Source organism: Rhizobium sp. P1_E1, assembly GCF_056406015.1.
This window is the reverse complement of sequence record NZ_JBFUAY010000021.1, coordinates 1-14601: the sequence shown is the minus strand read 5'-3', so window position 1 is coordinate 14601 and position 14601 is coordinate 1. Positions and strand designations below refer to the sequence as shown.

At 61.3% G+C, this 14601-nt stretch carries 15 protein-coding genes; 7 read left to right on the top strand and 8 right to left on the bottom strand.

What is annotated here, in order from left to right:
• Positions 1 to 162: 162 nt before the first annotated feature.
• Positions 163 to 1350: a Gfo/Idh/MocA family protein gene (locus AC1D1Z_RS10685; RefSeq protein ID WP_130751426.1), complete on the top strand. Its 1188-nt coding sequence runs from the start codon at positions 163 to 165 to the stop codon at positions 1348 to 1350.
• A 76-nt stretch (positions 1351 to 1426) separates the two neighbouring features.
• On the opposite strand, the gene AC1D1Z_RS10680 is transcribed toward AC1D1Z_RS10685, so the two are convergent.
• Entirely contained in the window at positions 1427 to 1831 is a 405-nt protein-coding gene (locus tag AC1D1Z_RS10680; protein ID WP_018243616.1) for a DoxX family protein, read from the bottom strand.
• A 251-nt stretch (positions 1832 to 2082) separates the two neighbouring features.
• Between AC1D1Z_RS10680 and AC1D1Z_RS10675 the strand changes: the two genes are divergently transcribed.
• Both AC1D1Z_RS10675 and AC1D1Z_RS10670 read left to right on the top strand, forming a co-directional pair.
• Positions 2083 to 3456 carry a GH1 family beta-glucosidase gene (locus AC1D1Z_RS10675; protein ID WP_130653071.1) on the top strand — a complete coding sequence of 458 codons (1374 nt, stop codon included), beginning with the start codon at positions 2083 to 2085 and terminating at the stop codon, positions 3454 to 3456.
• A gap of 113 nt (positions 3457 to 3569) precedes the next feature.
• Entirely contained in the window at positions 3570 to 5783 is a 2214-nt protein-coding gene (locus AC1D1Z_RS10670; protein WP_130653070.1) for a putative bifunctional diguanylate cyclase/phosphodiesterase, read from the top strand.
• 51 nt (positions 5784 to 5834) lie between these two features.
• Here the strand turns inward: AC1D1Z_RS10670 and trhO are convergent, their stop codons facing one another.
• From trhO to AC1D1Z_RS10650, 4 genes are all read right to left on the bottom strand, one after another.
• Complete coding sequence (trhO, locus tag AC1D1Z_RS10665) at positions 5835 to 6764, bottom strand: oxygen-dependent tRNA uridine(34) hydroxylase TrhO (protein ID WP_130653069.1); 930 nt, start codon at positions 6762 to 6764, stop codon at positions 5835 to 5837.
• A 71-nt stretch (positions 6765 to 6835) separates the two neighbouring features.
• Complete coding sequence (locus AC1D1Z_RS10660) at positions 6836 to 7312, bottom strand: VOC family protein (protein ID WP_130653068.1); 477 nt, start codon at positions 7310 to 7312, stop codon at positions 6836 to 6838.
• A 138-nt stretch (positions 7313 to 7450) separates the two neighbouring features.
• The gene (locus tag AC1D1Z_RS10655; RefSeq protein WP_477850449.1) at positions 7451 to 8359 is read right to left on the bottom strand and encodes a CHAD domain-containing protein; all 909 of its coding nucleotides are present in this window, start codon (positions 8357 to 8359) and stop codon (positions 7451 to 7453) included.
• Entirely contained in the window at positions 8337 to 8825 is a 489-nt protein-coding gene (locus AC1D1Z_RS10650) for a CYTH domain-containing protein (RefSeq protein ID WP_018243610.1), read from the bottom strand. The genes AC1D1Z_RS10655 and AC1D1Z_RS10650 overlap by 23 nt, the downstream gene beginning before the upstream one ends.
• 154 nt (positions 8826 to 8979) lie before the next feature.
• Between AC1D1Z_RS10650 and AC1D1Z_RS10645 the strand changes: the two genes are divergently transcribed.
• The 4 genes from AC1D1Z_RS10645 to AC1D1Z_RS10630 all read left to right on the top strand — a co-directional run bounded on the left by AC1D1Z_RS10645 (position 8980) and on the right by AC1D1Z_RS10630 (position 11494).
• Positions 8980 to 9618, top strand: coding sequence for a 2-dehydro-3-deoxy-phosphogluconate aldolase (locus AC1D1Z_RS10645; RefSeq protein WP_018243609.1), 639 nt, complete (start codon positions 8980 to 8982; stop codon positions 9616 to 9618).
• Between the two features lie 112 nt (positions 9619 to 9730).
• Positions 9731 to 10450, top strand: a complete 720-nt coding sequence (locus tag AC1D1Z_RS10640; protein ID WP_130653066.1) for a tellurite resistance TerB family protein — start codon at positions 9731 to 9733, stop codon at positions 10448 to 10450.
• Between the two features lie 145 nt (positions 10451 to 10595).
• Positions 10596 to 11291, top strand: a complete 696-nt coding sequence (locus tag AC1D1Z_RS10635) for a GNAT family N-acetyltransferase (RefSeq protein WP_130653065.1) — start codon at positions 10596 to 10598, stop codon at positions 11289 to 11291.
• The gene (locus tag AC1D1Z_RS10630; protein WP_130653064.1) at positions 11288 to 11494 is read left to right on the top strand and encodes a hypothetical protein; all 207 of its coding nucleotides are present in this window, start codon (positions 11288 to 11290) and stop codon (positions 11492 to 11494) included. The genes AC1D1Z_RS10635 and AC1D1Z_RS10630 overlap by 4 nt, the downstream gene beginning before the upstream one ends.
• Positions 11495 to 11553: 59 nt before the next feature.
• On the opposite strand, the gene AC1D1Z_RS10625 is transcribed toward AC1D1Z_RS10630, so the two are convergent.
• The 3 genes from AC1D1Z_RS10625 to AC1D1Z_RS10615 form a co-directional block, all read right to left on the bottom strand.
• Positions 11554 to 12630 (bottom strand): nickel/cobalt transporter, encoded by a 1077-nt coding sequence (locus AC1D1Z_RS10625; RefSeq protein WP_018243605.1) that lies wholly within the window; start codon positions 12628 to 12630, stop codon positions 11554 to 11556.
• Positions 12624 to 13265: a DUF1007 family protein gene (locus AC1D1Z_RS10620; RefSeq protein ID WP_018446031.1), complete on the bottom strand. Its 642-nt coding sequence runs from the start codon at positions 13263 to 13265 to the stop codon at positions 12624 to 12626. Before AC1D1Z_RS10620 ends, AC1D1Z_RS10625 begins: the two co-directional genes overlap by 7 nt.
• A gap of 242 nt (positions 13266 to 13507) precedes the next feature.
• A complete protein-coding gene (locus tag AC1D1Z_RS10615) occupies positions 13508 to 14401 on the bottom strand; it encodes a LysR family transcriptional regulator (protein ID WP_018446032.1) in 894 nt (297 codons plus the stop codon).
• Positions 14402 to 14601 lie beyond the last annotated feature (200 nt).

Below are 14601 nucleotides of genomic sequence, written 5' to 3'. Positions count from 1 at the left end.
GGCGCGATAGCGACGAATGCCTTGAGCGACAAGCGAAAGGCATATCTGTCGCCAGGCCCCCTCATCCGGCCCTCCGGGCCACCGACCGGGGTTGAGCCACGGGGCTCAACCCGTCCTTCGAACCCCCGAGGGGAGAAGGGAAGAAAAATTCAGGAGGAATCAATGGCAATCGAAGCATCATCCGAACAGACACGTGAGCCGCGCATCCGGCTCGGCATGGTGGGCGGCGGCGCGGGCGCGTTTATCGGCGCGGTGCACCGTATCGCGGCACGTATCGACGATCAGTACGATCTCATCGCCGGCGCGCTGTCGGCTTCGCCCGAAAAGGCGATCGCATCCGGCCGCGACCTCGGCCTCGATCCGTCGCGGACCTATTCCAGCTATCGCGAGATGGCGATCCGCGAGGCGAAGCTGAAGAATGGCATCGAGGCGGTGGCAATCGTCACGCCGAACCATGTTCACTACGATGCGGCCAAGGAATTCCTGAAGCGCGGCATTCATGTCATCTGCGACAAGCCGCTGACATCCAACCTTGCCGATGCGAAGAAGCTGAAGAAGATCGCCGACGAGGGCGGCGCGCTCTTCGTGCTGACGCATAATTACACCGGCTATCCGATGGTCCGCCAGGCGCGGGAGATGGTTGCGAATGGCGAGCTCGGCGACATTCGTGTCGTCCAGGCCGAATATCCGCAGGACTGGCTGACGGAAGCAGTCGAGCAAACCGGCCAGAAACAGGCCGCTTGGCGCACCGATCCGGCGCAGTCCGGCGTCGGCGGCTCGACCGGCGATATCGGCACGCATGCCTACAATCTTGCCGCTTTCATCACTGGCCTGGAACTCGACAGCCTTGCCGCCGATCTCGACAGTTTCGTTCCGGGCCGCCGGCTGGACGATAATGCGCATGTCATGCTGCGCTTCAAGGCGAAGGGCTCGGAGAAGCCGGCCAAGGGCATGCTCTGGTGCAGCCAGGTTGCGCCCGGCCATGAAAACGGCCTGATGGTGCGTGTCTACGGCACCAAGGGCGGGCTGGAATGGACCCAGAAGGACCCGAATTACTTGTGGTACACGCCTTTCGGCGAGCCGAAGCGGCTGATCACTCGGGGCGGCGCCGGTTCGGGCGCTGCTGCCGGCCGTGTCACGCGCGTGCCATCAGGGCATCCGGAAGGTTATCTCGAAGCCTTTGGGACGATCTATACGGAAGCCGCGCATGCGATCAACGCCCGCAAGAAGGGCAAGGCCGTCGACAAGGCGGTGGTCTATCCCACAGTCGATGACGGCGTGAAGGGTGTGGCCTTCGTCGAAGCCTGTGTCGCGTCTTCGAAGAAGAACGGCGCCTGGATCAAGGTGTGAATTTACCGATCCGCGTGGCCCAATGAAAAACGCCGAGGCGATCTCAAGTCGCCTCGGCGTTTTATTTTATTTTTGGTCAGGCAGCAGCGGTGCGGCCACGCTTCAGTAGGTTATCGACGCTCAAGGGTCCGGCGCCTGCCGCCACCAGATAAAGAAACACGAAGCAGAACAGGATCGCCGCAACGCCGCCGTTCTGTGCGGGGTAGATGCCCTTCGAGGCGTGCCCGATGAAATAGGCGAAGGCCATCAGGCCGGAGAGCACGAAGGCTGCGATACGGGTCTGGAATCCCACCAGGACCAGGAAGCCGAGGGTGAGTTCGAGCAGCCCGGCAATCCAGGAGAGCGAGCCCGCGGGCGGCACACTTGCCGCAGCCGGAAAATGCAGGATCTTCTGTGTTCCGTAGCTGAAAAGTACAAGTGACGAGACAATGCGCAACAGGCTCAGCAGATGAGGCTGCAGCGAATGGACCGAAGAGAGCATTGGATTCCTTTCATATTTGTGATGCCATTTCCCCGTGTAAGGATCGCGGTCTCAACGGCCAAATCACGACTGCTGACATTGCCGTTATGAGGGCAGCTCCGTGGTGGGGGAGGGGCGGCTGCAACGGCGGTGCAGCTGTTCTGTTTTTCCTCCTGCAACGTTGCAGTTTTTCTTCCGGTCAGCCTGTACTTTGCCTTCGGGCTTGGCTAAATCCGGCGCAAACGGCTCAACCTGAGAGATAGGATTTACAGATGATCGATCCGAAGAAACTCGCGGAGCGCTTTCCCGGCGAGTTCACTTTCGGCGTTGCCACCGCTGCCTTCCAGATCGAAGGCGCCAGCAAAGCCGATGGCCGCAAGCCATCCATCTGGGATGCTTTCTGCAATATGCCTGGCCGCGTCCATAATCGCGATAACGGCGACGTTGCCTGCGATCACTACAACAGGCTGGAACAGGACCTCGATCTCATCAAGGAAATGGGTGTCGAAGCCTATCGGTTCTCGATTGCCTGGCCGCGCATTATCCCCGAAGGCACGGGTCCGGTGAACGAGGCCGGCCTCGATTTCTACGATCGGCTGGTCGACGGCTGCAAGGCGCGCGGCATCAAGACCTTCGCGACGCTCTACCACTGGGATCTGCCTCTGTTGCTCGCCGGCGAGGGCGGTTGGACGGCGCGCTCGACCGCCTATGCGTTTCAGCGCTATGCCAAAACGGTGATGAACCGCCTTGGCGATCGCCTCGACCGGGTCGCGACCTTCAACGAACCCTGGTGCATCGTCTGGCTCAGCCATCTCTACGGCATCCATGCTCCGGGCGAGCGCAACATGCAGGCCGCCCTTCACGCCATGCACTACATGAACCTTGCCCACGGTCTCGGCGTCGAGGCGATCCGCTCGGAAGCCCCAAATGTGCCCGTCGGGCTTGTGCTCAACGCCGCTTCGGTCATTCCCGGCTCCGACAGCCCGGCCGATCTAGCCGCCGGCGAGCGTGCGCATCAGTTCCACAACGGCGCCTTCTTCGATCCCGTCTTCAAGGGCGAGTATCCGAAGGAATTCGTCGAGGCGCTCGGCGACCGCATGCCTGTCATCGAAGATGGCGACTTGAAGCTTATCAGCCAGAAACTCGACTGGTGGGGCCTGAACTACTACAAGCCCGAGCGGGTCACTGATGATGCCGAACGCAAAGGCGATTTCCCCTGGACGGTGGAAGCGCCGCCGGCAAGCGACGTCAAGACCGATATTGGCTGGGAAATCTATGCGCCGGGCCTGAAGCTCTCGGTCGAGGACCTCTACCGTCGCTACGAACTGCCGGAATGCTACATCACCGAGAACGGCGCCTGCGACAACACCGATGTCATCGACGGCGAGGTCGACGACACGATGCGCCTCGACTATGTCGGCGATCACCTCGAAATTGTTGCCGGCCTCATCAAGGACGGCTATCCCCTACGCGGCTATTTCGCCTGGAGCCTGATGGACAATTTCGAATGGGCGGAAGGCTACCGCATGCGCTTCGGTCTGGTCCATGTCGATTATGAGACCCAGGTGCGTACGGTAAAAAAGAGCGGCAAATGGTATCGCGAACTCGCGGCCAAATTCCCGAAGGGCAATCATAAGCCGGGTTAAGGGGTGCGTCCTCAGGCGGGGCACAAAAATAGCTCGTCAGAAACCTGCAACAGCCGGTTGCTTAAACGTTTTTGAACCCTTGGCTGGCAAAGTCCGACGGTCAGGGAGTCGTAATGCAGACAGCCGGAAAGTCGCAGAGCAAAGGATCGGGAGTAAGCCGTCACATCACCGTCACCGGCGTGCTTTTCTCCTTCGCGGTCATCGTCGCAGTCGTCACCGTCATGGTGCTGACGGCGCTCGAACGCGTGGCTGAAAATGCCAATCTCCTCGATGACGAGCGCTCGCGCGAAACGACGGTCGGCGCGCTGAAGACCTTCGAAGATCAGCTCGGCGCGACGCTCGACGATTACGCCGCCTGGGACGACGCCGCCGTCAACGTCTACGCGCCTGACGGCATGGCCTGGACGGTGAGCAATTACGGCGAGATGTCGGTCAACAGCTCGCTGTTCGACATGGCGATCGTCATCAATGGTGAGAAGCAGGCGATCATGGCCTATCGGGACGGCAAGCCGATGGAGGAGCCGCTCACGGATTTCTTCGCGCCGTCGCTCTGGAGCCTGCTCGACACGGTGAAGGCGGCCGGTCCGGCCGATCGTCCCCAGGCGATCGGTTTCGTCACCACCAAACGGGGCATTGCCGCCGTCGGCGTGGCACTGGTTCGGAAAAAGTCCGGTGCGCTTGATGTGCCCGCCGGCCAGCACCGCTACCTCGTTTTCGCCCGCCATCTCGATGACGACAGGGTGACTGCTCTCGGCCAGACCTATGTCATCGGCGGGCTGAGGCTGGCGCCGCCGAGCTTTGCGGCCGACTATCGCGTACCGATCGTCGATCCGACGGGGGCAACGCTCGGCAAGCTCGTCTGGGCCTCGCGTTCACCCGGCGATATCGCCTATGCACAGGTGCGACCGATGGTCATCCAGGCGCTCGGCCTCGTCGGATTGTTTTTCGCAGTGCTGCTGGTCATCGGCTGGCTTGCCGGCCGCCGCCTGAAGGCGGAGGAAGGCAGCGCCCGCGAGGAGGCGCTGCGCGACAGGCTGAGCGGCCTTTCCAATCGCGACGGCCTCGGTCTCGCCGTCGATCGTTTTGTCGTCGAGGCACGCCAGACCAAGCGCAACGTGCTGCTCCTCTATCTCGACCTTGATGGCTTCAAGGAAGTCAATGACAGCTATGGCCACGGCACCGGTGACCAGTTGATCCGCGCGGTCGCGGCCGGGCTCGACGTGCTCATTCCGCAAGGTGCGGTTCTTGCCCGTATCGGCGGCGATGAATTTGCGATCGCCTTTCTCTCCAACAGCGAGAATGCCGCCGCCCTGCAGCTTGCCGAGCAGATCCTCGATTTTCTCGTCGAGCCATTGGAGATCGGTCGCCGTGTCGTCGTCGTCGGGGCAAGCATTGGTATCGCCATGTCGCCTTTCGGGGCGATCGGGCGTGAGGAGCTGGTGCGCCGTTCCGACCTTGCCATGTACAAGGCGAAGGAGGCCGGCCGCGCGCGCATGACGCTCTACGACCCGTCGATGGACGCCGATCGAGAGCAGCGCAATGCGCTGGAGCTCGATCTCCGGATCGCCATCGAAAGCGGCGACCTGACGCTTGCCTACCAGCCGCTGATCGATGCGGCGACGCATGCGATGACCGGCGTCGAGGCGCTGGTGCGCTGGAACCGTCCGGGCCATGGCCCTGTTTCGCCCGAGCTGTTCATCCCGATCGCCGAGACCAGCGGCCTCATCGAATCACTTGGCCTGTTCGTGCTGCGCAAAGCCTGTGAGACAGCCAAGCAATGGCCGGACCTCAACGTCTCGGTCAACGTCTCGCCCGGCCAGTTCCGCAATCCCGCCTTTACCGACTATGTGCGCTACGTGCTGAAGCAGACGGAGATCGAGGCCGGTCGTATCACGCTCGAGATCACCGAAGGCTACATGATCCAGAATCCGCAGCGCACCCGCCAGTCGATCGAACGGCTGAAGGGGCTGGGGGTCAAGGTGGCGCTCGACGATTTTGGCTCCGGCTTCTCCTCGATCGGTTATCTCAGGCAGTTCGGCTTCGACCGCATCAAGATCGACCGCTCGCTGGTCATGGGTGTCAACGAGGACAAACGCCAGCGCGAGATGCTGCAGGCGACGGTAGCGCTTGCCCGCTCGCTCGACATTCCGGTGACGGCCGAAGGCATCGAGACCGAGGAGCAGGCGATAGCCATGCGCCTGTTCGGCTGCGACTGCCTGCAGGGCTATTGGTTCGGAAAGCCTGTGACATCAGACCTTATCACCGAGATGCTGAACGAGCGGCGTGCAGCGGAGCCGGAAGCTCGGCGCCGCATCAGCGCTGTCTGACTGGTGGGCCTGATCCTCAGACAGCAAGGCTGTTCCAACCGGAATCCCGGCTTAGCTGCCGATATGTCGCTGGCCACGCTTTTTCGCGAGGGCGATCTGGTGCTGCCGCTGACGGTAACGCAGCCGGTCTTCCTCCGTGCGCTTATGATAGCAGTGGCTGCAGGAAACGCCTTCCTCGTAGAGCGGTGAGGTGATTTCTTCTGCGGTGATCGGGTTGCGGCAGGCATGGCACAGCCTGTGTTCGCCTTCCTTCAGACCGTGCTCGACGGAGACGCGCTCGTCGAAGACGAAGCAGGCGCCATCCCAGAGGCTTTCCTCCTGCGGCACTTCCTCCAGATATTTCAGGATGCCGCCCTTCAGATGATAGACCTCGTCGAAGCCCTCAGCCTTCATGAAAGCGGTGGCCTTCTCGCAACGTATGCCGCCGGTGCAGTACATGGCGACCTTCGGCTTGTTGTGCAGGCCGGGATTGCTGCGCACCCAATCGGGAAATTCACGGAAGGTCTTGGTCTTCGGGTCAAGCGCGCCGCGAAAGGTGCCGATTGCCGTCTCGTAATTGTTGCGGGTGTCGATGATGATCGTATCGGGATCGGAGATCAGCGCATTCCAGTCCTTGGCCGCCACATAGGTTCCGACCACCTTGTTGGGGTCGATGTCCTCGACGCCCATGGTGACGATTTCCTTCTTCAGCTTCACCTTCATGCGCAGGAAGGGCATTTTCGAGGCGCGGCTTTCCTTGTGCTCCAGACCTGAAAATTCCGGCTGGGCGCGCAGGAAGGCGAGCGCGGCGTGAATGCCGGCATCCGGGCCTGCGATCGTGCCATTGATGCCCTCGTGCGCCAGAAGCAGCGTTCCCTTGACGCCGTTCTCCTCGCAAAGCGTCTGCAGCGGTGCCTGCAGGCTGGCAAAGCGCGGCACGGAAACGAAATGGTAAAGTGCGGCCACGAGGAACGGGCTGGTGTGTGTCAGGCTGTCGGTCATGGGCCGGAAATACAGAAAATCAGCGGGCGGCGCAATTGCCTTCGCCGGTGGCGGCCTTGACAGGTAATCGATTATCCCTGCGCCTGCCATTCGGAAAACGGCCGCACGCCGAAGCTCCGGTCGGGGTCGGCGTCGAGAACGCTGATGAACTCGATCGAGTGCCCGTCCGGATCCTTGAAATAGATCGACAGCGCCGGCATCCAGCCGAGAACCACCGGCTCCGTTACCGGTTCACCGGTAAAGCCGAGAGGTTCCACGCCCTTTGCCCTGAGAATGTCAGGCGCCTGCAGCACGCCATCGGCGGTCATGTGGAAGGCGATGTGCAGCCGCATCTTCAGCGGCCCGGTTCCGGTTTCCCAAAGGCCGAGCATACCGGTCTTCCTGTCGTCCACCCAGAGGAAAGTGACTTTGCGCTCCTCGAACGACGCTGCGAGTTCGAGCCCGACGACATCGCGGTAGAATTCCGTAGAGGTCTTGAGATCGGCAACGGTCAGATGTGTTTCGTAGAGCCCGAGTACCTTCGGCATCGCGGCATTTTCGGCGGTCATTTTTTCCTCGCGGATCAGGTCTCTGCTTGTTTGACCACCGCAAGCTAGGACCTCAAGATTGGTTGAGGTCAACAGGGTTCTTTGTGATATTGCAGGAAATGCAGAGCAACGCGCAGGCACTTCCAGTTTCGCTGTCTCTCAACTCCCGGCCATCAGCCAGAGAAGCTCGATGCGCTGGGCTTCCTCGTCGGCATCATCGGCGAAGACGGCTTCGGCTTTGATCAGCGCTTGCCGCCGGTCTTCCTGCTGGCGGAAGATGATGATGTCGAGCAGATGCGTCAGGTCGTCATTGCGAGTGAAGAGCTGCGGTTCTGCCTCGACCAGTTCGGAGAGTACGGTGAGATCATGGATGTGGCCGAGATCCTCGACGAGTTCGCTGGCCGCATCGCGCTTGGCCTTCATCGCGCCCGGCCAGATGTCGCGCAAAAGGGCATGGTAGAGCCGATAGTCGTAGGTGCGTTTGCGCAGATCGTGGAAATCGTCGGCCGATGCCTCGCCGTGACAGGCTGTAAGCGCGGTCTTGGCCTTCAGCGCGATGCGGCGCCAGCTCTTCGCCAGCATGCGTGCATTTTTGCGGTGGCCGCCATCAAAGGAGACGGCGTCTAAGGCGGCGATCGCCTCCTTCAGAACGTCGGAGGTTTCCGCGAGCCGCTGTTCCAAGCCGCTTTCGGCTTCCGCCATCCAATCACGGCGGCCTTCGAGGATGGTGACGATGCGGCCGAGCGCCTCGCTCTCCTCGTTCCCGCGGGCTGCATGCTGCAGATATTGGGCGGTGCCGATGAGGGCGGTAGCGTCGCGGATCGCCGAAAGCGAGTTTGCGGCATCGCGCAGCCTCGCATTTTCTTGGGCTTGGAAATCCGGAATTTCGCGGGCCACGAGGCGGTAGAGCGAGCGTAGTCGCTTCAGGTTCCTGCGGAAGGAATGGATCGCCTCATGCGCGCCGTCCGGGCGCTTCCTGAGGACAGTGATGGCGTGTTCCAGCTGCTTGGTGGCGACGCTACGGAACGCTTCGGTGAAATCGGCGTCAGGCCGAATGCGATAGGCCATGCCTGTCGTGCCCGTATTCTGTGGCAAGGGCCTGGTTGGAATAGCGGAAGTCCCCGGTTACTTCGCGGCCGAGCCAAGCGGGCAGGGCCGGATCGTCGGTTTCCGCCGTCATCTCCACCTCGGCGATCACCAGTCCGCGATGCTCGCCGGTAAAGACGTCGACTTCCCAGACGAAACCCTCATGCGGAACGCGGTAGCGCGTCTTCTCGATGACGACGCCGATCGCGTTCAGCAGCAACTCTTCGGCATCGGCGATTGGGATATCGTATTCGAATTCGTCACGAGTGATGGTGCTGCGGCCGATCTTGATCGTCAATCTCGCCTTCCTGCCGTCGAGGATGCGCACCCGCACGGAACGGTCGTCCATCGAGGCGATGTAACCCTGCCTGAGGACAGACTTCGTCTCGACGGCGGAACGCCATCCATCGCTGCGTACAAGAAACTTCCGCTCGATTTCTTTCGCCATGCCGGTGAACCTTTTGTGACGATTGCGGCACGGTAGCCCACTTTCCAGGCATTTCATACCCTTCTTGTGATGCGGTCCGGTTTTATCTCGACAAGGTTCCGCGGGGGCGTTATTCGGGATGCAAATTCAATCGTTTCAAGGAAGTCGCACGACCATGGGCGAGAAAACAGAGAAGCTCCTTTCCATCCTGAAACTCCAGCCTGTCGTTCCGGTATTGATCGTCGACGATGCGAAGTCAGCGGTGCCGCTCGCCCGCGCGCTCGTCGCGGGCGGGCTGAAGGCGATCGAGATCACCATGCGCACGCCGGCGGCACTCGAAGCCGTGCGCGCCGTCGCTGCCGAGGTCGAGGGCGCCGAAGTCGGCGCCGGGACGATCCTGAATGTCGCCCATTGGGAAGCCGCCGTCGCCGCCGGTTCGAAGTTCATCGTCAGCCCCGGCACGACGCAAGAGCTGCTCGATGCCGCCGCCGATTCCGACGTGCCGCTGCTTCCGGGGGCCGCGACCGCCAGCGAAGTCATGGCGCTGCGGGAAGAAGGCTACCAGGTATTGAAGTTCTTCCCGGCGGAGCAGGCCGGTGGCGCCGCTTATCTCAAGGCGCTGTCCTCGCCGCTTGCAGGCACGTTGTTCTGCCCGACCGGCGGCATTTCGCTGAAGAACGCCCATGATTATCTCTCGCTGCCGAACGTCATCTGCGTCGGCGGCTCCTGGGTGGCGCCAAAGGAACTGGTTGCAGCTGGCGACTGGGCTGGCATTACCAAGCTCGCGGCAGAGGCGGCAGCGCTGAAGGCCTGAGTTTTGGCAGGGGGCGGGCGAACCTCACGGCTCAATCCCGCTCCCCCTATTTGTATTTCAGCCGTCGCAAACCTATGTTCTCCTCCAGTTTCAAACAGGGAGACGACGAGGAATGTTCGACGCAAAGAAGCTTCTCGACCAGTTCTTGGGTTCACAGATGCCGGGTCTTGGCGGTTCCGTCCGCGATAGGGCCGGCGACGCCGTGCAGACGGCAAAGAACAATCCGCTGGCGACTGGCGCCATTGCCGCCGTACTTCTCGGCACCAAGACCGGCCGCGGTATTGCCGGCAATGCACTGGCGATCGGCGGTCTTGCCGCCATTGCCGGTCTCGGCTACCAGGCCTACAAGAATTACCAGGCGGGGCAGGCGCCGGCAGCCCCCTCGGATGCGCCGTCGGCAAACAACCCGGTTCTCCTGCCGCCGCCTGCCGAGTCCGGTTTCGGGCCGGCGTCGCCTGCCGGCAGCAACGAATTCGTGCTGGTGCTGATCCGGGCGATGATCGCCGCCGCCAAGGCCGACGGCCATATCGACGATGCCGAACGCGCCCTCATCATGGACAAGGTCAAGGCCGCGGACGTCACCGGCGAGGCTGCGGCCTTCATCGAGCAGGAACTCGCTTCGCCGACGGATATCGATGCGCTCGTTGCTGCCGCGACGACGGAAGAACAGCGTGTCGAGCTTTACACCGCCTCGCGGCTCACCATCGACCCGGATTCGCGCGCCGAGCGCGGTTATCTCGATCTGCTTGCCGGCCGCCTCGGACTTGCTGACCAGCTGGTCGACCATATCGAGGCAACGGTGTCCTCCGCCAAGGTGACCTTGTCACAGTGACATCTAAAGCATGTCGCGCAAAAGTGTGCAGCGGTTTTGCGACAACGACATGCGTTGAAATAAGGGCCTAAAGCGCAACGCGCTTTAGGCCGGTTGCCTTTGTCGGGCGGCTGGCCTATCCACTCTTCCGAAAAGGGGAGTGGACATGCGCGATCTTGCAAATTTCAAGGGCTGCCCGGCGCCGAAGCCGGTCACGCTGAAGGGCCATTTCGTCACCGTCGAGCCTTATCGGCGCGCCGAACATCTTGAGGCGCTGTGGGATGGGCTTGGCGGCATGGGCATCAATCCGCTGCTTCTCTATTTCGCGCAGGACGACTTCTCCGGTATCGACGATTTCGCCAGCTGGCTGGAAACCGTCAACACCAAGTCCGGCTGGATCACCCATATCTTCCGCGACAATGCCACCGGCAAGATTGTGGGCATGGCGAATTACATGCGCGCCGACCCGGCAAACGGCGTCGTCGAGATCGGCGGGGTGGCACATGGGCCTGAGATGAAGCGGTCGCCGCTTTCGACCGAGGCGCATTATCTGATGGCCAAGCATGTCTTCGAGGATCTCGGCTACCGCCGCTACGAATGGAAATGCGACAATAAGAATGAGGCGAGCAAGACGACGGCCGCCCGTTACGGCTTCGGCTTCGAAGGCGTCTTCCGCCAGCACATGATCTCCAAGCATCGCAACCGCGACACCGCATGGTTCTCGATGATCGACAGTGAATGGCCGCTGATCAACGATGCCTTCGAAGCCTGGCTTTCGCCTGAGAATTTCGATGCCGAGGGCAACCAGATCCGCCGCCTGCAGGACATCCGCGCCGATCTTGAAAAGGAAAGGCTGGTATGAGCCCGGAAAGCCGCTCGCAGGCGACCGCCGCTGGCATCATCCTGCTTGGCGCCGCCCTCGTCATCTATTTCCTGCCGACCATCGTGCTGTGGATCGGCAATTTCTCGCCGACGCTGGCGATCGTCGTCGGCATCTGCCTGATCATGGCGTTTTTCGCAGTTTTCTGGCTGCGGGCGCGCTACCAGCGCAGCCGGGGGAAATAAGTCTACAGCATTGCGCAATTCCGGACGCAAAACCGCTGCGCAGTTTTGCTGGAATTGCTCTAGCCCTGCAGCGAGGCCCCGAGCAGCAGGGCGCCCATCAGCATGACGAGCACGGCGCCGAGGATTTCGATGGCGTTGCCGATCCAGATCGAGGCGGTCGAGCCGCGTCCGGAGAGGCGGACGGCCGCACTCTTGGCGGTGACGGCAAGTGTGGCAAGCAGGGAAACGGTGATCGCCGTGCCGAGCGACATGGCGGCGACCGAAAGCACGCCGCCGAGATAGAGCCCGTTGAGCAGCGAGAAGGTCATGACCAGCAATGCGCCGGAGCAGGGGCGCAGACCGACGGCCACGATCGCCGACCAGGCCTCGCGGGCGCTGAACCTGTCGCCGGCGAGCAGGGACGGATCAGGCACATGGGCATTGCCGCAGGTCTCACAGACCATGCCGGGAACGAAGGTGTGGCCGGCTTCCACAGCCTGCGCCTTGCCGTTGAAGGCATAGGCCTGGCGTTCGGCGGCATTGTCCTTCCAGTCGAGCATCATGCTGACCGGACCGGCCGGCGTCGCCATCAGCCGGCGGCGCGGCATGTTGCCCACCAGCGACCGCAGTTTGCGGAACAGCAGCCAGCCGCCGAAGAGGATGACCATGACGAAGCTTGAGATCTCCATCGCGTGGGTCGCCGCCGTCAACGTAATGCCGGTGCCGCGCAGCACCAGCCAGGCGCCTCCGACCAGCGCCACCGCCATCACGCCCTGGACGAAGGCCGAAATGAAGGAAATCACCACGCCGCGCTTCAGCTCCACCTCGTTGGCGATCATGTAGGAGGAGATGACCGCCTTACCGTGGCCCGGGCCGGCGGCATGGAAGACGCCATAGGCGAAAGAGAGGCCGATCAGCGATGCCAGCTGCCAGGGGTCTTGGCGCATCGCCTTCAAGGCACCGGTCAGCGCCCGGTAGAAGGCTTGCTGCTCGTAATTGACGTAGAGAAATAGTGGCGCAAACGGCCCGCCAGTCGGCTGGAAGCTCGGCTCCGCCGTGCCGATGCCAAGCGGCGATTGCGCATGAGCGAGGCTTGCAGCCGTTACCAGCGCAAGGGTCGCAGCGGAAAGGATGAGGGGCAGGCGTTTCGTCAGCATGTGACCTCCAGCCGGGTGGCGAAGAGTTTGGACATGTTGGTGCCGGTGGGATCGTTGAAGAAGGCGTCCGTCAGCGACTGTTTGTTTTGCGAGATCACCTCGTCGGCATCCGGCCGCACCACCTGATGTTTGCAGGCCTTGAAGCCGTCTCCGACGATCGCAAGCTCGTTGTCTGTCGGAAAATCGATCGAGGTGTAGAGCGTCGGATCGTAGACGCCGAAAGTGAGCCTGCCCTTCAGCGGCATCTTTTCCACCGGCTTTACCGCGAAGAACATCAGCAGTTGGCCATCCTTGTAGTCGACATGGATGATGTCGGGCTTCTGGACGGTGATGTTTTTCCCGTTGATCGTCAGGTTCATGTAGTAGTCGTAATCAGCAAGCGACTTCTTGACCGTGTTGCCGACGTCGGTCAGCTCGTTCGGCTCCAGCTTCAGGTCGGTGTTCTTGTCGAAATCCATGACCACGGAGGACGAAAAGACCTCGTCGAAGCGCCAGACGTTGCGCAGTTCCTCGACACTGCCGTCCTTGCCGGCCACGACTTCGAGACGCGCCTCCACGAAGATGTGCGGATGAGCAAAGGCGGCGGTCGGCGCCAGCGAAAGAAGCGCGGCGATCAGTATTTTCGAATGTCTCATCTATCTCGCTGCCCTGTTCGCTGCCCCTGACTTCTTGCCAGAAATTGGGACGGAATTGGGACCGGGCTCGGCATCGGTTTCGCGGGGCCGGATGTTGATGCAGGGCGGAATGTCGCATCGCTTCGCAAGGGCACTGCGCTAAAGCATGTCGCGATCTTTCAGATTCGCTTGCCACGCTTTGCATCTTTGGTTCTTCGCATGCCTTTAGCGCAAAACCGCTGCACACTTTTGCGCGACATGCTCTACGGATGCTTCTTGAACCAGTTGTGCAGGTAGTCGACGAAGATCCTTACCTTGGCCGGCAGGTAGCGCCGGTGTGGATAGACGGCATAAATGCCGCGGTCGGTCGGGATGTAATCGTTGAACAGCGTGACCAGTTCGCCGCTCTCGATCGGCTTGCGGGCGATGAAATCCGGGATGAAGGCTATGCCGATGCCGGCGAGTGCTGCGCGTAATGTTGCATGCGGACTGTTGACCTCTATCGGTCCGGATACGGCGACGGCGAATGAGGTGTTGTCGGGATTGTGGAAGCGGATGCTCGCCTGGGTGCGCGCGTTGGTGTCGACGATGAAGGGGACGTTGGAAAGGTCCGTCGGATGCTCGAGGTTGGGATGACGCTCGAGAAACTCGGGGGTGGCGCAGATATGGATGCGGAAATCCGAGATCTTGCGGGCGATCATGCCGGAATCTTCGAGCTTGGTGATGCGGATCGCCACGTCGAAGCTTTCCTCGATCAGATCGACGAACCGGTCATCGGCGGCGATCTCCAGTGAAAGATCCGGGTTCTCCTTGGCGAAATCGATCAGCGACTGGCCGACATCGGCATCAACGAAGGTGCGCGGCACGGAAATGCGTAGCCGTCCTTTGAGCTGTGCATTGTTCTCACGCACGAGATCGGCGAGGTTGTCGATCTCCTTTAAGATATCGGAGGCGGTGCGGTAATAGGTATGGCCGGCTTCGGTCATGGAGAATTGCCGGGTGGTGCGGTTGAGTAGCAGGGCGCCGAGCTCATCTTCCAGTTCGCGCACATATTTGGAGAGCAGCGCCTTTGAGCGGCCGGTGCGTCTTGCCGCGGCGGAGAAGCCTTCGGCCTCGACGACATCGATGAAGGCACGTATGCGGGTCAAGGTATCCATGGCACCCCTCAGGCTGTTTCGGAATGTTGAACAAATTGGCTCGTCTTGTTCAATTATTTTTTTAGCCCGAGATCAAAAAATCGCTTGATTATGAAGGCGAATATTCTTATTTCCCACTCAGCCCAAAGTCGCACGTGCCCATGGGTGTCCGCCGAACCCTCGAATTGGTGAGGAAATCGGTAAGGTACCTGGAATTAACC

Excerpts from the sequence above, each read along its gene's own strand:
- AC1D1Z_RS10685 (WP_130751426.1), top strand. The coding sequence starts at position 163 with ATGGCAATCGAAGCATCATCCGAACAGACACGTGAGCCGCGCATCCGG.
- AC1D1Z_RS10680 (WP_018243616.1), bottom strand. The coding sequence starts at position 1,831 with ATGCTCTCTTCGGTCCATTCGCTGCAGCCTCATCTGCTGAGCCTGTTG.
- AC1D1Z_RS10675 (WP_130653071.1), top strand. The coding sequence starts at position 2,083 with ATGATCGATCCGAAGAAACTCGCGGAGCGCTTTCCCGGCGAGTTCACT.
- AC1D1Z_RS10670 (WP_130653070.1), top strand. The coding sequence starts at position 3,570 with ATGCAGACAGCCGGAAAGTCGCAGAGCAAAGGATCGGGAGTAAGCCGT.
- trhO (WP_130653069.1), bottom strand. The coding sequence starts at position 6,764 with ATGACCGACAGCCTGACACACACCAGCCCGTTCCTCGTGGCCGCACTT.
- AC1D1Z_RS10660 (WP_130653068.1), bottom strand. The coding sequence starts at position 7,312 with ATGACCGCCGAAAATGCCGCGATGCCGAAGGTACTCGGGCTCTACGAA.
- AC1D1Z_RS10655 (WP_477850449.1), bottom strand. The coding sequence starts at position 8,359 with ATGGCCTATCGCATTCGGCCTGACGCCGATTTCACCGAAGCGTTCCGT.
- AC1D1Z_RS10650 (WP_018243610.1), bottom strand. The coding sequence starts at position 8,825 with ATGGCGAAAGAAATCGAGCGGAAGTTTCTTGTACGCAGCGATGGATGG.
- AC1D1Z_RS10645 (WP_018243609.1), top strand. The coding sequence starts at position 8,980 with ATGGGCGAGAAAACAGAGAAGCTCCTTTCCATCCTGAAACTCCAGCCT.
- AC1D1Z_RS10640 (WP_130653066.1), top strand. The coding sequence starts at position 9,731 with ATGTTCGACGCAAAGAAGCTTCTCGACCAGTTCTTGGGTTCACAGATG.
- AC1D1Z_RS10635 (WP_130653065.1), top strand. The coding sequence starts at position 10,596 with ATGCGCGATCTTGCAAATTTCAAGGGCTGCCCGGCGCCGAAGCCGGTC.
- AC1D1Z_RS10630 (WP_130653064.1), top strand. The coding sequence starts at position 11,288 with ATGAGCCCGGAAAGCCGCTCGCAGGCGACCGCCGCTGGCATCATCCTG.
- AC1D1Z_RS10625 (WP_018243605.1), bottom strand. The coding sequence starts at position 12,630 with ATGCTGACGAAACGCCTGCCCCTCATCCTTTCCGCTGCGACCCTTGCG.
- AC1D1Z_RS10620 (WP_018446031.1), bottom strand. The coding sequence starts at position 13,265 with ATGAGACATTCGAAAATACTGATCGCCGCGCTTCTTTCGCTGGCGCCG.
- AC1D1Z_RS10615 (WP_018446032.1), bottom strand. The coding sequence starts at position 14,401 with ATGGATACCTTGACCCGCATACGTGCCTTCATCGATGTCGTCGAGGCC.